The sequence below is a fragment of the Cellulomonas shaoxiangyii genome (assembly GCF_004798685.1).
Classification (GTDB): Bacteria; Actinomycetota; Actinomycetes; order Actinomycetales; family Cellulomonadaceae; genus Cellulomonas; species Cellulomonas shaoxiangyii.
Map to the genome: position 1 here is coordinate 2,338,422 of NZ_CP039291.1, position 12,700 is coordinate 2,351,121.

Annotated in this window: 12 protein-coding genes; 4 read left to right on the forward strand and 8 right to left on the reverse strand. The window is 74.9% G+C overall.

Annotated features, from left to right (window positions below; all coding sequences use genetic code 11):
• Window positions 1–33: 33 nt before the first annotated feature.
• Together E5225_RS10585 and dapA are read right to left on the reverse strand one after the other, a co-directional pair.
• Complete coding sequence (locus E5225_RS10585) at window positions 34–1,719, reverse strand: ribonuclease J (protein ID WP_135972521.1); 1,686 nt, start codon at window positions 1,717–1,719, stop codon at window positions 34–36.
• A 50-nt stretch (window positions 1,720–1,769) separates the two neighbouring features.
• A complete protein-coding gene (dapA, locus tag E5225_RS10590; protein ID WP_135972522.1) occupies window positions 1,770–2,687 on the reverse strand; it encodes a 4-hydroxy-tetrahydrodipicolinate synthase in 918 nt (305 codons plus the stop codon).
• Window positions 2,688–2,769: 82 nt separating this feature from the next.
• Between dapA and E5225_RS10595 the strand changes: the two genes are divergently transcribed.
• From E5225_RS10595 to E5225_RS10610, 4 genes are all read left to right on the forward strand, one after another.
• Window positions 2,770–4,239, forward strand: a complete 1,470-nt coding sequence (locus E5225_RS10595) for an NAD-dependent succinate-semialdehyde dehydrogenase (protein WP_135972523.1) — start codon at window positions 2,770–2,772, stop codon at window positions 4,237–4,239.
• A gap of 41 nt (window positions 4,240–4,280) precedes the next feature.
• Window positions 4,281–5,042 carry an AzlC family ABC transporter permease gene (locus E5225_RS10600; protein ID WP_135972524.1) on the forward strand — a complete coding sequence of 254 codons (762 nt, stop codon included), beginning with the start codon at window positions 4,281–4,283 and terminating at the stop codon, window positions 5,040–5,042.
• Window positions 5,039–5,353, forward strand: coding sequence for an AzlD domain-containing protein (locus E5225_RS10605; protein WP_135972525.1), 315 nt, complete (start codon window positions 5,039–5,041; stop codon window positions 5,351–5,353). Before E5225_RS10600 ends, E5225_RS10605 begins: the two co-directional genes overlap by 4 nt.
• Window positions 5,354–5,415: 62 nt before the next feature.
• Entirely contained in the window at window positions 5,416–5,976 is a 561-nt protein-coding gene (locus E5225_RS10610) for a GNAT family N-acetyltransferase (RefSeq protein ID WP_135972526.1), read from the forward strand.
• 71 nt (window positions 5,977–6,047) lie between these two features.
• Here the strand turns inward: E5225_RS10610 and E5225_RS10615 are convergent, their stop codons facing one another.
• The 6 genes from E5225_RS10615 to E5225_RS10640 all read right to left on the reverse strand — a co-directional run bounded on the left by E5225_RS10615 (window position 6,048) and on the right by E5225_RS10640 (window position 12,652).
• Entirely contained in the window at window positions 6,048–6,533 is a 486-nt protein-coding gene (locus E5225_RS10615) for a hypothetical protein (protein ID WP_135972527.1), read from the reverse strand.
• The gene (dapB, locus tag E5225_RS10620; protein WP_135972528.1) at window positions 6,530–7,288 is read right to left on the reverse strand and encodes a 4-hydroxy-tetrahydrodipicolinate reductase; all 759 of its coding nucleotides are present in this window, start codon (window positions 7,286–7,288) and stop codon (window positions 6,530–6,532) included. The genes E5225_RS10615 and dapB overlap by 4 nt, the downstream gene beginning before the upstream one ends.
• Before the next feature lie 101 nt (window positions 7,289–7,389).
• Window positions 7,390–8,715, reverse strand: a complete 1,326-nt coding sequence (locus E5225_RS10625) for a M16 family metallopeptidase (RefSeq protein ID WP_135972529.1) — start codon at window positions 8,713–8,715, stop codon at window positions 7,390–7,392.
• Between the two features lies 1 nt (window position 8,716).
• Window positions 8,717–10,957, reverse strand: coding sequence for a polyribonucleotide nucleotidyltransferase (locus tag E5225_RS10630; protein WP_135972530.1), 2,241 nt, complete (start codon window positions 10,955–10,957; stop codon window positions 8,717–8,719).
• Window positions 10,958–11,210: 253 nt separating this feature from the next.
• On the reverse strand, window positions 11,211–11,480 hold the full coding sequence (rpsO, locus tag E5225_RS10635) for a 30S ribosomal protein S15 (RefSeq protein WP_135972531.1): 270 nt from the start codon (window positions 11,478–11,480) through the stop codon (window positions 11,211–11,213).
• Window positions 11,481–11,635: 155 nt separating this feature from the next.
• Window positions 11,636–12,652: a bifunctional riboflavin kinase/FAD synthetase gene (locus tag E5225_RS10640; RefSeq protein ID WP_135972543.1), complete on the reverse strand. Its 1,017-nt coding sequence runs from the start codon at window positions 12,650–12,652 to the stop codon at window positions 11,636–11,638.
• Between the last annotated feature and the right edge of the window lie 48 nt (window positions 12,653–12,700).

The window sequence follows — 12,700 nt, forward strand, 5'->3', positions numbered from 1 at the left end:
CGCGGAGCACCCCCGCCGTCCGCTGCGCTCCGGCTACGCCTCCACGATGACGGGGATGATCATCGGCCGGCGCCGCAGGCGGTTCGACACCCAGCGGCCCACGACGCGGCGCATCACCTGCTGCAGCTGGTGGGTGTCGGTCGCGCCCGTGCGCACGGCGTCCTCGAGGGCCGCCGTCAGCTGCGGCAGGACCTCCTCGAAGACCTCGTCCTGCTCGGCCACGCCGCGGGCGTGGATCTGCGGACCCGCGAGCACCTTGCCGTCCTGCGACGACACGACCGCGAAGATCGACACGAACCCCTCGTCGCCGAGGATCCGCCGGTCCTTCAGCTCCGCGTCGGTCAGCTCGCCGACGCTCGACCCGTCCACGTAGACGTACCCACAGGGCACGGCGCCGACCACGCGGGCGCGCCCGTCGACGAGGTCCACGACGACGCCGTCCTCCGCCAGGACGACGCGGTCGGCGGGCACGCCCGTCTTCACGGCGAGCGCCGCGTTCGCGATGAGGTGGCGCACCTCGCCGTGCACGGGCATGACGTTGCGCGGCCGCAGGATGTTGTAGCAGTACAGGAGCTCGCCGGCGCTCGCGTGGCCGGAGACGTGCACCTTGGCGTTGCCCGAGTGCACGACGCGCGCGCCCAGCCGCATGAGCCCGTTGATGACCCGGAACACCGCGTTCTCGTTGCCCGGGATCAGGCTGGACGCGAGCACGACCGTGTCGCCGGGGCCGACGGTCACCTTGTGGTCGTTGTTCGCGATGCGCGACAGCGCCGCCATCGGCTCGCCCTGCGACCCGGTGCACATGAGCACGACGCGGTCGTCGGCGAGCCTCTCGATCTGCTTCTGGTCCACGAGGACGCCGTCGGGCACCTTCAGGTAGCCGAGCTCGGCCGCGATGCCCATGTTGCGGACCATCGACCGCCCCACGAGGGCGACCTTCCGCTCGTTCGCCACGGCGGCGTCGATGACCTGCTGCACGCGGTGCACGTGCGAGGCGAACGACGCGACGACGACGCGCCCGGTCGACTCGGCGAACACCTGGTCGAGCACGGGCCCGATCTCGCGCTCGGGCGTGACGAAGCCGGGCACCTCGGCGTTCGTGGAGTCGACCATGAACAGGTCGACGCCCTCCTCGCCGAGCCGGGAGAACGCCCGCAGGTCGGTGATGCGGCCGTCGAGCGGCAGCTGGTCCATCTTGAAGTCGCCGGTGTGCAGGACGGTCCCGGCCGCGGTGCGCACCGCGACCGCCAGCGCGTCGGGGATCGAGTGGTTCACGGCGATGAACTCGCAGCCGAACACGCCCAGCTGCTCGACCTGGCCCTCGCGGACGGGGAGCGTCACGGGCGTGATGCGGTGCTCCTTGAGCTTCGCCTCGACGAACGCGAGCGTCAGCTGCGAGCCGACAAGCGGGATGTCCCGGCGCAGGCGCAGCAGGTAGGGCACGGCGCCGATGTGGTCCTCGTGGCCGTGCGTGAGGACGATCGCCTCGATGTCGTCCAGCCGGTCCCGGATGTAGTCGAAGTCCGGGAGGATCAGGTCGACGCCGGGCTGGTGGTCCTCGGGGAAGAGGACGCCGCAGTCGATGACGAGCAGCCGGCCGGCGTGCTCGAGCACGGCCATGTTGCGCCCGACCTCCCCCAGTCCGCCGAGCGGGACGATCCGCAGGCCGCCCTCGGGGAGCGGCGGCGGCAGGGTGAGGTCGGGGTGCGGGTGACTCATGGAGCTCCTGTGGGTCGTGGCCCGCCCCGCGCAGCCGTCAGGCGGCGCGGTCAGGCCGTGACGACGTCCAGCAGGCCGGCGGCCTGCAGACCGGCGCGTACCTGCGCGGCCTCGTCGTCGGTGTACGGGACGAGAGGGAGACGGGTGGCGCGGCTGCGCAGCACCCCCGTCTCCACGAGGGCCGCCTTCGCGGCGACGGTCTGGAAGCCGGCGCCGTTGAGGGCGGTGATCGCGGGCTGGGCCGCGAGGAAGATCTCGAGGGCGCGGGCGGTGTCGCCGCGGCGCCAGGCGTCGAACAGCGCCGCGTACTGCTCGCCGAGCACGTGGGTCACGACGCCGACGATGCCGACGGCGCCGTGCGCGAGCAGGGCCAGCACGGCGGCGTCGTCGCCGCTGTACCAGGCGAGGGCCGTGCGCCGGATGGCGGAGGCCGCGGCGACGGGGTCGCCCGTCGCGTCCTTCATCGCCACGACGCGCGGGTGCGCCGCGAGACGCTCGATCGTGCCCGGTGCGAGGCGCACACCGGTGCGGCCGGGCACGTCGTAGAGCATCACCGGCAGCGGCGTGGCGTCGGCCACCGCCTCCACGTGCCGCGCGATGCCCTCCTGCGACGGTCGCGAGTAGTACGGCGTCACGACGAGCAGGCCGTGGGCGCCCGCCTCGGCGGCCTGCTCGGCCATCCGCACGGCGTGCGCGGTGTCGTTCGACCCCGCACCGGCCACGACGTAGGCCCGGTCGCCGACGGCCTCCACGACCGCGGCGACGATCTCGGCCTTCTCGGGCGCGTGGGTCGTCGAGCCCTCGCCGGTCGTGGCGTTGAGCACGAGGCCGTCGTTCCCGTGGGCGACGAGGTGCTTGGCCAGCGCCACGGTCGACCGGAGGTCGATCCCTCCGTCGTCGGTCATGGGGGTGACCATGGCCGACAGCACGGACCCGAACGGGTGCGTCGCGGACGTGACGGTGGGCATGCGCACACGCTACCGCCCGCACGCGACCGGTGCGGGCGCCGTTCGCCGTGCCGGGTCGTCATGGCGCGCCCAGACTGGCGCCATGACCACGCCGCTGCCGCCGTCCGTCGCCGCGCACGTGCCCACGGGGATGCTGGTCGGGGGCGAGTGGCGGCCCGCGCGCGGCGGCGCCACGTTCCCGGTGGCCGACCCGGCGACCGGCGAGACCCTGTTCGACGTCGCCGACGGCGACGAGCAGGACGCGCTCGACGCGCTGACGGCGGCGCACGAGGCGTTCCCGGCCTGGCGCGCCACCGCGCCACGGGTCCGCTCGGAGCTGCTGCGGGCGGTGTTCGAGGTCATCACGGCGCACAGCGAGGACATCGCCGCGCTCGTGACGGCCGAGGGCGGCAAGCCGCTCGCGGAGTCGCGCGCCGAGGTCGCCTACGCGGCCGACTACGTGCGCTGGTACGCCGAGGAGGCGGTCCGCGCCGAGGGCCTCGCCCGGCGCGCGCCCGCGGGCACGCACCACCAGCTCGTCCTGCGCCGGGCCGTCGGTCCGGCTCTGCTCATCGCGCCGTGGAACTTCCCCATCGCGATGATCGCGCGCAAGGTTGCGCCGGCGCTCGCCGCGGGCTGCACCGCGGTGGTGAAGCCCGCGCGCCTCACGCCCCTGACCACGGCGTACGTCGTCGAGCTGATCCGCACCGAGCTCGACGGGCGGGACCTGCCGACCGGTGTCGTCAACGTCGTGCCGACGTCCTCGGCGCGCCGGGTCTCCGAGCCGCTGCTCGCCGACCCGCGGCTGCGCAAGCTCTCCTTCACCGGCTCCACGGAGGTGGGCCGCACCCTGCTCGCGGCAGCCGCCCCGCGCGTGCTGCGGACGTCGATGGAGCTCGGCGGGAACGCGCCGTTCGTCGTCTTCGAGGACGCCGACCTCGACGCGGCCGTCGAGGGCGCCGTGCAGGCCAAGATGCGCAACTCCGGGCAGACGTGCGTGGCCGCCAACCGCTTCCTCGTGCACGGGTCCGTCGCGCGCGAGTTCGCGGACCGGCTGACGGAGGCGTTCGAGCGGCTCGTCGTCGGGCACGGCGCGGCGCCGGACACCACCGTGGGGCCGCTGATCGAGCAGGCCGCCGTGGACCGGGTCGAGGAGGTCGTCACCGAGGCGGTGGACGGCGGGGCGGTGCTGCGCACCGGCGGCGAGCCCGTGCGCCGGCCGGGCTACTTCTACGCGCCCACGGTGCTGACGTCGGTGGACCCCGCGCTGCGCGTCGTGACGGAGGAGATCTTCGGGCCGGTCGCGCCGATCGTGACGTTCGACGACGAGGAGGAGGCGGTGCGCCTGGCGAACGACACCCCCTTCGGCCTCGTCGCGTACGCCTTCACGCGCGACGTCGGGCGTGCGATGCGCATGGCCGAGCAGCTCGACGCGGGCATGGTGGGCATCAACCGCGGGCTGGTGTCGGACGCGAGCGCACCGTTCGGGGGCGTGAAGCAGTCGGGTCTCGGGCGCGAGGGCGGCGCCGCCGGCATGGAGGAGTACCTCGAGCCCGTCTACGTCGCGCTGTAGGGCGCGGCGGGCGGTCCGCCCCGACTGCCTAGAGTGACGCCGTGACCACGCCGGAGCTGCTGCGCGCCGTGCGCCGGCAGGCGGTGTCGGTGTCGCTGGCCACGGGGCTCTACGGGGTGTCCTTCGGCGCGCTGTCGGTCACCTCGGGCCTCGACGTCGCCCAGACCATGGCGCTCAGCCTCCTGCTGTTCTCGGGCGGGTCGCAGTTCGCGCTCATCGGCGTCCTGGGGGCGGGCGGCGCGGTCGGCGCGGCGGTCGCCTCCGCGGCGCTGCTCGGGGCACGCAACGCGCTGTACGGCGCCCAGCTCGCGCCGTTGCTCTCCCTGCCCGCGTCCCAGGTGCTGCCCGCCGCGCAGCTCACGATCGACGAGTCCACCGCCGTGGCCACCGCGCAGCAGGACCGCACCGCCGCGCGCGTGGGCTTCTGGTGGACGGGCGCCGGCGTCTTCGTCCTGTGGAACCTGTGCACGCTGGCCGGTGCCGTCGCGGGCGACCGGATGGGCGACCCGCGCGCGTACGGCCTCGACGCCGCGGCCGCCGCCGCGTTCCTCGCCCTCGTCTGGCCGCGGCTGGGCGGCCCCGGGGGGCGGACCGCGCGCCTCGTCGCGGCGGCGGCGGTCGTCGTCGCACTCGCCGCGACGCCGCTCGTGCCGGCCGGGGTGCCCGTGCTCCTCGCGGCCGCGGTGGCGATCCTCGTCGGCGTGCTGAGCCCGGTGCTCCCGGCGGCGGGCGTCCCGCGCGGTGCCGCCGACCGGCCCGAGGACGCGCCGGAGGAGCGGGACGACGGGAGGGGAGCGACGTGACGGCCCTGTGGCTGGCGGTGCTCCTGGCGAGCGCCGCCTGCTTCGCCCTCAAGCTCGCCGGGCACCTGCTGCCGCGGCACCGGCTCGCCGAGCCGCGCGTCGCACGGACCGCGGCGCTCGTCACCGTCGCGCTGCTCGCGGCGCTCGTCGCGGTGCAGACCGCGACCGACGGGGGCCGGATCGTGCTCGACGCCCGCGTCCCCGCGCTGGCCGTCGCCGCCGTCGCGCTGGCGCTGCGTGCGCCCTTCGTCGTCGTGGTGGTCCTCGCCGCCGCGACGGCCGCGGGGCTGCGCCTGCTCGGCATGCCCTGACCCGCGCGCACGGCGCCGGACCGCGCCGTCGGGGTCGCGCCCCCGCGGGTTAGTCTCGCCGGGTGTCGCTGCTCTCCCCCACCGCCGACGTCTCCGTCCGTCCCGCCGTCCCCGGGGACGAGCGCACCGTCGCCCGCATCCAGCTGAGCGCCTGGCGGGCCGCGCACGCCGACGTGCTCGGCGACGCCGTCCTCGACGCGCTCGACGAGACCGCGTTCGTCGCGCAGTGGGCGCAGGCCATCACCGCTCCCCCGGGCCCGGGCTACCGCGTGCTCGTGGCGTGCGCCGGGCCGGCGGTCGTGGGGTTCGCGTCGGTGGCACCCGTGCCCGCGCCGGGCCCCGGCGAGGCACCCGCCGGCGTGGTGCTCGCGCTCGAGGTCGACCCGCCGTCGCAGCGCGCGGGGCACGGCTCACGCCTGCTGGCCGCGGCGGTCGACCTGCTGCGCACCGACGGGGCCGACCAGGTCCAGACGTGGGTCATGGACGGCGACGACGCCCGCGTGCGGTTCCTCGCCGGCGCCGGGCTGGGGCCCGACGGGCTGACCCGCCGCCTCGGGACGGGGCCGGGCCCGGACGAGGAGGCGCACGTCGTCTCCGAGCACCGCTGGTACGCGGAGATCTGAGCCGTCGCGGGCACCGGGCGGCTGCGCAGCCCTCCGTGCAGGTCGCTGGGCCGCAGGCCAGGTCGCCGGCCTCAGGGCAGGTCGCTGGGCGCCGGTCCGCCGCGGTGCAGGCGCACCGCCGTCCGCAGCGCGGCGCGCGCCCGCCGTCGGTCGCCCGCCGCGTCGTACGCGAAGCCGAGGTGGTACCAGGCCTCCCAGTCGCCCGGGGCGGCCTGCACGCGCGCCCGGTGGGCGTCGAACGCGGCGCGGGCTGCCGCACGGTCGACCCGACCACCCGGTGAGCGCGGCAGGTCGTCGACGGGGAGGCGACCCGCGGCGGCGAGCGTGTCGGCGAGCCGCTGCACGCGCACCGCGAGCAGCAGCTCACGGCCGATCAGGACGACCACCAGCAGCGGCGCGACGAGCAGCGCGACGCCGAGGGCCACCCCCACCGCGGCACCGGTCCCGATGAGCTGGAACGCCCGGACGGCGACCACACCGACGTAGACGGCCAGCAGCGCGGTCAGGACGAGCGCCGCCCACAGCCCGGAACGCGACCGCCGCGGCGCGTCGCTCATGCGCCCAGGTCCAGGAACGGCTCGAGCCCGACCGTGAGGCCCGGCCGGTCCACCACGCGGCGCACGGCGAGCACGACGCCGGGCATGAAGCTCGCCCGGTCGAACGAGTCGTGGCGGATCGTCAGCTGCTCGCCGACGTTGCCGAAGAGGACCTCCTCGTGCGCGACGAGGCCGCGCAGCCGGACGGCGTGCACCCGGACGCCGTCCACGTCCGCACCGCGCGCACCGTCGAGCGCCTGCGCGGTGGCGTCGGGGGCGGGCCCGAGCCCGGCGGCGGCGCGCGCCCGCGCGATGCCCTCGGCGGTGTGCCGGGCGGTGCCGGACGGCGCGTCGACCTTGTCGGGGTGGTGGAGCTCGACCACCTCCGCCGACTCGAACCAGCGCGCGGCCTGCCGCGCGAAGGCCATCGCCAGCACGGCGCCGAGCGCGAAGTTCGGCACCACGGCCACGCCGACACCGGGCGCGTCCACGAGGCAGTCGCGCACCCGCCCGAGCGACTCCTCCGTCCACCCCGTGGTGCCGACCACGCAGTGCACACCCGCGCCGACGAGCGTGCGCACGTTCTGCTCCGTCACGGCGGGGACGGTGAAGTCGACGGCCACCTGGGCGCCCGCGGCCGCCACGGCGGCGAGGTCACCCCCCGCCTCCAGCTGCGCGACGAGCTCGAGGCCCTCGGTCTCCTGGACGGTCCGCACGACGGTGGACCCCATGCGGCCGGCGGCACCCAGCACGGCCACGCGGATCGGTTCGCTCACGGCACGCCACCCTAGCCGCCCGCAGGCGGCGCCCCGTGCGGGGCGCCGCCTGCCGGTCGTCGTCGGACGGGTGCCCGTCGGACGCGGTCGTCGTCGGGCGGTCAGTCGCCGAACGGGCCGACGCGCACCACGGAGCGCGGCGCCGCGGCCAGCTCGGCCGCGAGCTCCTGCACCTCCGCGGCCGTGACCGCACGGACGCGCTCGAGCGACTCGTCGAGGCTCAGCAGCTCACCGTGCACCAGCTCGGCCTTGCCGAGCCTGCTCATGCGCGAGCCCGAGTCCTCCATGCCGAGCACGAGTCCCCCGGACAGCTGCCCGATCGACCGGGTGAGCTCGGCGGCGCCCATCGGGGCGTCGGCCATGCGCTCGAGCTCGGCGACCATCAGCGCGGTGACCTCGTCGACCTTGGCCGGCGTGCAGCCCGCGTACAGGCCGAACATGCCCGTGTCGGCGTGGCCGCTCGCGAACGAGTACGTCGAGTACGCGAGGCCGCGCTTCTCGCGGATCTCCTGGAAGAGGCGGGACGACATGCCCCCGCCGAGCGCGGCGTTGAGCACGGACAGCGTGAAGCGCCGCGGGTCGGTGGCGGTCAGGCACAGCCCGCCGACGATGACGTTCGCCTGCTCGGTCTGGCGCCGCACCGTCAGCTCTCGCGGGGCGGTGGGCGCGTGGGCGTCGGACGCGGTGCGCCGCGACGCCGGGGCGGTACCGGGGTCCAGCGGCCAGCCGCCCGCCGACAGCGCGTCGACGACCTGCGCGCACAGCGCGTCGTGGTCGACGCCGCCGGCGGCCGTGACGACGAGCGTCTCGGGCCGGTAGTGCTCGCGGTAGTGCTCCCAGACCGCGTCCCGCGGGACCGAGCGGATCGCCTGCGGCGTGCCGCCGATCGGGCGGCCCAGCGGCGTGTCGCCGAACACGGCCGTCGCGAACTGCTCGTGCGCGACGTCGCTCGGGTCGTCGTCGTTCATGGCGAGCTCTTCGAGGATCACGCCACGCTCGGTCTCGAGCTCGCCGGCGTCGAGCCGCGCGGAGGTCACCATGTCGGCGATGACGTCGACCGCCATGGGCACGTCGGCGTCGAGCACGCGGGCGTAGTAGCAGGTGTGCTCCTTGCCCGTGGCCGCGTTCGCCTCGCCGCCGACGGCGTCGAACGCCTCGGCGATGTCCATGGCGCTGCGGCGCGTGGTGCCCTTGAACAGCAGGTGCTCGAGGAAGTGCGTGGAGCCGTAGTGGCCCGACGTCTCGTCCCGGGAGCCCACGCCGACCCACGCCCCGACGGTGGCGGAGCGCAGGCCGGGCATGTGCTCGGTGAGCACCCGGACCCCGCCGGGCAGGACGGTGCGCCGCACGCGGGCGGCCCCGTCCTGCCCGACGACCAGCTCGGCGCCCGGCGTGTGCGGGGCGACGAGCGGGAGGTCCTGCGGCACGTCAGGCGTCGGCGCCGGCGGGCTCGGCCGCCGCGTCCTGCTCGCCCTGGGCGGCGTCGGCCTCGTCGACGACCGCGTGCAGCGACAGCTTGCCGCGCGGGTCGATCTCGCCGATCTCGACCTGGACCTTCTGGCCGATCTTGACGACGTCCTCGACGTTGTCCACGCGCTTGCCGCCGACGAGCTTGCGGATCTGCGAGATGTGGAGCAGGCCGTCCTTGCCCGGCGAGAGCGAGATGAACGCGCCGAAGGTGGTCGTCTTGACGACCGTCCCGACGAAGCGCTCGCCGATCTCGGGCATGTGCGGGTTCGCGATGGCGTTGACCGCCGCGCGTGCCGCCTCGGCGGACGGGCCGTCCGTCGCGCCGATGTAGACCGTGCCGTCGTCCTCGATGGAGATGTCGGCGCCGGTCTCCTCCTGGATCTGGTTGATCATCTTGCCCTTCGGGCCGATGACCTCGCCGATCTTGTCGACCGGCACCTTCACCGTGATGACGCGCGGTGCGAACGGGCTCATCTCGTCGGGCACGTCGATCGCCTCGGCGATGACGTCGAGGATCGCGAGGCGCGCCTCCTTGGCCTGCGTCAGCGCGCCGGCCAGGACGGACGCCGGGATGCCGTCGAGCTTGGTGTCCAGCTGGATGGCCGTGACGAACTCGCGCGTGCCGGCGACCTTGAAGTCCATGTCACCGAACGCGTCCTCGGCACCGAGGATGTCGGTCAGCGCCGCGTAGCGCGTCTCGCCGTCCACCGTGTCGGACACGAGGCCCATCGCGATGCCGGCGACGGGTGCGCGCAGCGGCACACCCGCGTTCAGCAGCGACAGGGTCGCGGCGCAGACCGAGCCCATCGACGTCGAGCCGTTGGAGCCGAGCGCCTCGGAGACCTGGCGGATCGCGTAGGGGAAGTCCTCGCGTGCCGGCAGGACCGGGACGATGGCCCGCTCGGCGAGCGCGCCGTGGCCGATCTCGCGACGCTTGGGCGACCCGACGCGACCCGTCTCACCGGTCGAGTAGGGCGGGAAGTTGTAGTGGTGCATGTACCGCTTGCGCGTCTCGGGCGACAGCGAGTCGATCTGCTGCTCCATGCGGAGCATGTTCAGCGTCGTGACGCCGAGGATCTGCGTCTCGCCGCGCTCGAACAGCGCGGAGCCGTGCGCCCGCGGGAGCACCTCGACCTCGGCCGAGAGCGTGCGGATGTCGCGCAGGCCGCGGCCGTCGATGCGGAAGCCGTCCGTGAGGATGCGCTGGCGGATGAGCGCCTTCTGCAGCGAGCGGTAGGCCGCGCCGACCTCCTTGTCGCGTCCCTCGAACTGCGCGGCGAGCTCCGACTGGACCTCGCCCTTGATCTCGTCGAGGCGGTTCTCGCGCTCCTGCTTGCCCGCGATCTGCAGCGCGGCCGAGAGTCGCTCGGTGGCGGCCTGCTCGACGGCGGCGTAGACGTCCGGCTGGTACTCCGGGAACGTCGGGAACGTCTGCGTCTCCTTCGCCGCGGAGGCGGCGAGCTGCTGCTGCGCCTCCACGAGCGCGCGGATGAACGGCTTGGCGGCCTCGAGGCCCTGCGCCACGACCTCCTCGGTCGGCGCGGTGCCGCCGCCGCCGTGGATGAGGTTCCAGGCGCCCTCGGGGGCGTCCGCCTCGATCATCGCGATCGCGACGTCGTCACCGACGACACGACCGGCGACGACGATGTCGAACGTCGAGCGCTCGCGCTCGGAGTAGCGCGGGAACGCGATCCACTGGCCGTCGACGAGCGCGAGGCGCGTCGCGGCGACCGGGCCGGAGAACGGCAGGCCCGACAGCTGCGTCGACAGCGACGCGGCGTTGATCGCGAGGACGTCGTAGGCGTCGTCGGGGTTGATCGACAGGACCGTCACGACGACCTGGACCTCGTTGCGCAGGCCCTTGACGAACAGGGGGCGCAGGGGGCGGTCGATCAGGCGGCAGGCGAGGATCGCGTCGGTCGAGGGGCGGCCCTCGCGGCGGAAGAACGAGCCGGGGATCTTGCCGGCGGCGTACTGCCGCTCCTCGACGTCGACCGTCAGCGGGAAGAAGTCGAAGCCCTCGCGCGGGTGCTTGCCGGCCGTCGTGGCCGACAGGAGCATCGTGTCGTCGTCGAGGTAGGCGACGGCGGAGCCGGCGGCCTGCTTGGCGATGCGGCCCGTCTCGAAGCGGACGGTGCGGGTGCCGAAGCGACCGTTGTCGATCGTGGCCTCGGCGAACTGGATCTCGGGACCCTCCACGGGTGCCCTCCTTTTGTCATCGAATGCGCCGGCCAGGCCCCGGCGGTCTTCGATCGAGGCCCCCGCACGCGTGGTGCGTCCCGGGGGCCACTACCGAGGACCGGACGAGCGGGTCGGCGCGGGGTTCCGTGCTGGTGGTACCGCGGCTCCGGACGGTGCCGCGTCGTGCGGGTCCTGCGCGTCGGGGGCCGCCCGTGGGCGCCCCCGATGCAGGACCAGCCCGGACCTGACGGTCCGGGCTGGTGCGGGTCGGTCAGCGACGCAGGCCGAGCCGCTCGATCAGGCTGCGGTAGCGGTTGATGTCGATCTTCTGCAGGTAGCCCAGCAGGCGACGACGACGACCGACGAGCAGCAGCAGGCCGCGGCGGCTGTGGTGGTCGTGCTTGTGGGTCTTGAGGTGCTCCGTCAGGTCCTTGATGCGCTGCGTCAGGACCGCGACCTGGACCTCGGGCGAGCCGGTGTCGCCCTCGTGGGTGGCGTACTCGGCCATGATGGACTGCTTCGTGGCAGTGTCGAGCGACACGGTGCTCCTCAGGTTCTCGTTGCGCGGTGCGCCGGGGCATGTCCACCCGGGCTCTCTCGTTCCGCGGCCGGTCGTACGGCGTGGACCACTCTACCAGGGCGGACGCACGCACCACCCCGGGCACGGACGGCGCTCGTCGCCCACTCCCCCGGGCGTCAGCCGTGCAGCACGCCCCGCACGTCCTCCACGTCGGTCGCCATCTGCGCGAGCAGCGCCTCCACGGTCCCGAAGCGCACGGTCGGACGCAGGCGCTCGACGAGGTCGAGCACGACCTCCTCGTCGTAGAGGTCCAGGTCGGTGCGGTCGAGCACGTACGCCTCCACGCGCCGGGTACGGCCGTCGAACGTGGGGTTGGTGCCGACGGACACGGCGGCGGGCAGCACGCGGTCCGGGTCGTCGGTCCCGACCGGCGTGCCGTCGGCGCGGCGCACGCGGCGCAGCCACCCGGCGTACACGCCGTCGGCCGGCACCATGCCGGACGCGTCCGCCGACAGGTTCGCCGTCGGGTACCCGAGCTCGCGGCCACGCGCGTCGCCGTGCACGACCGTGCCGCGCAGCCGGTGCGGACGCCCCAGCACGCGGGCGGCCTGGACCACGTCGCCCTCGGCGAGCAGCTCGCGCACCCAGGTCGACGACCAGCGGCGCCGCAGCGCGTCGGCGGCGCGGTCCTCCGGGCTGCCCGGGTCGGCCGCGACGGACGGCGTCACGTCGTCGATGACCTCGACCTCGAACCCGTACCGCTCCCCGAGCGCGCGCATCGCCGCCAGGTCGCCCGCGTTCTGCCACCCGAAGCGCACGTCCCGGCCCACGACGACCGTCGACGCGTGCAGCGCGTCGACGAGGTAGCGCCGGACGAACTCCTCGGGCGACTGGCGGGCGAAGTCGAGCGTGTACGTCACGAGCAGCACCGCGTCCAGGCCGGTGCCGCCGAGCAGCTCCAGCCGGTCGGCGTCCCCGAGCAGCCGCGGCGGGGCGTCGTCGGGCCGGTGCACGGCCAGCGGGTGCGGCGTGAACGTCACCGCGACGGCGTGCGCCCCCGCGGTGCGCGCGTCGGCCACCATGCGCGTGAGCACCGCCACGTGGCCGCGGTGCACGCCGTCGAAGTTGCCGATCGTGACGACCGACCGGCCCCAGTCGGCCGGCACCTGCGCCAGCTCCGTCCAGACCTGCACCCACGCTCCCGGGTCGACGTCCGCCGCGCGCCGGTCGGCACGCCCGAC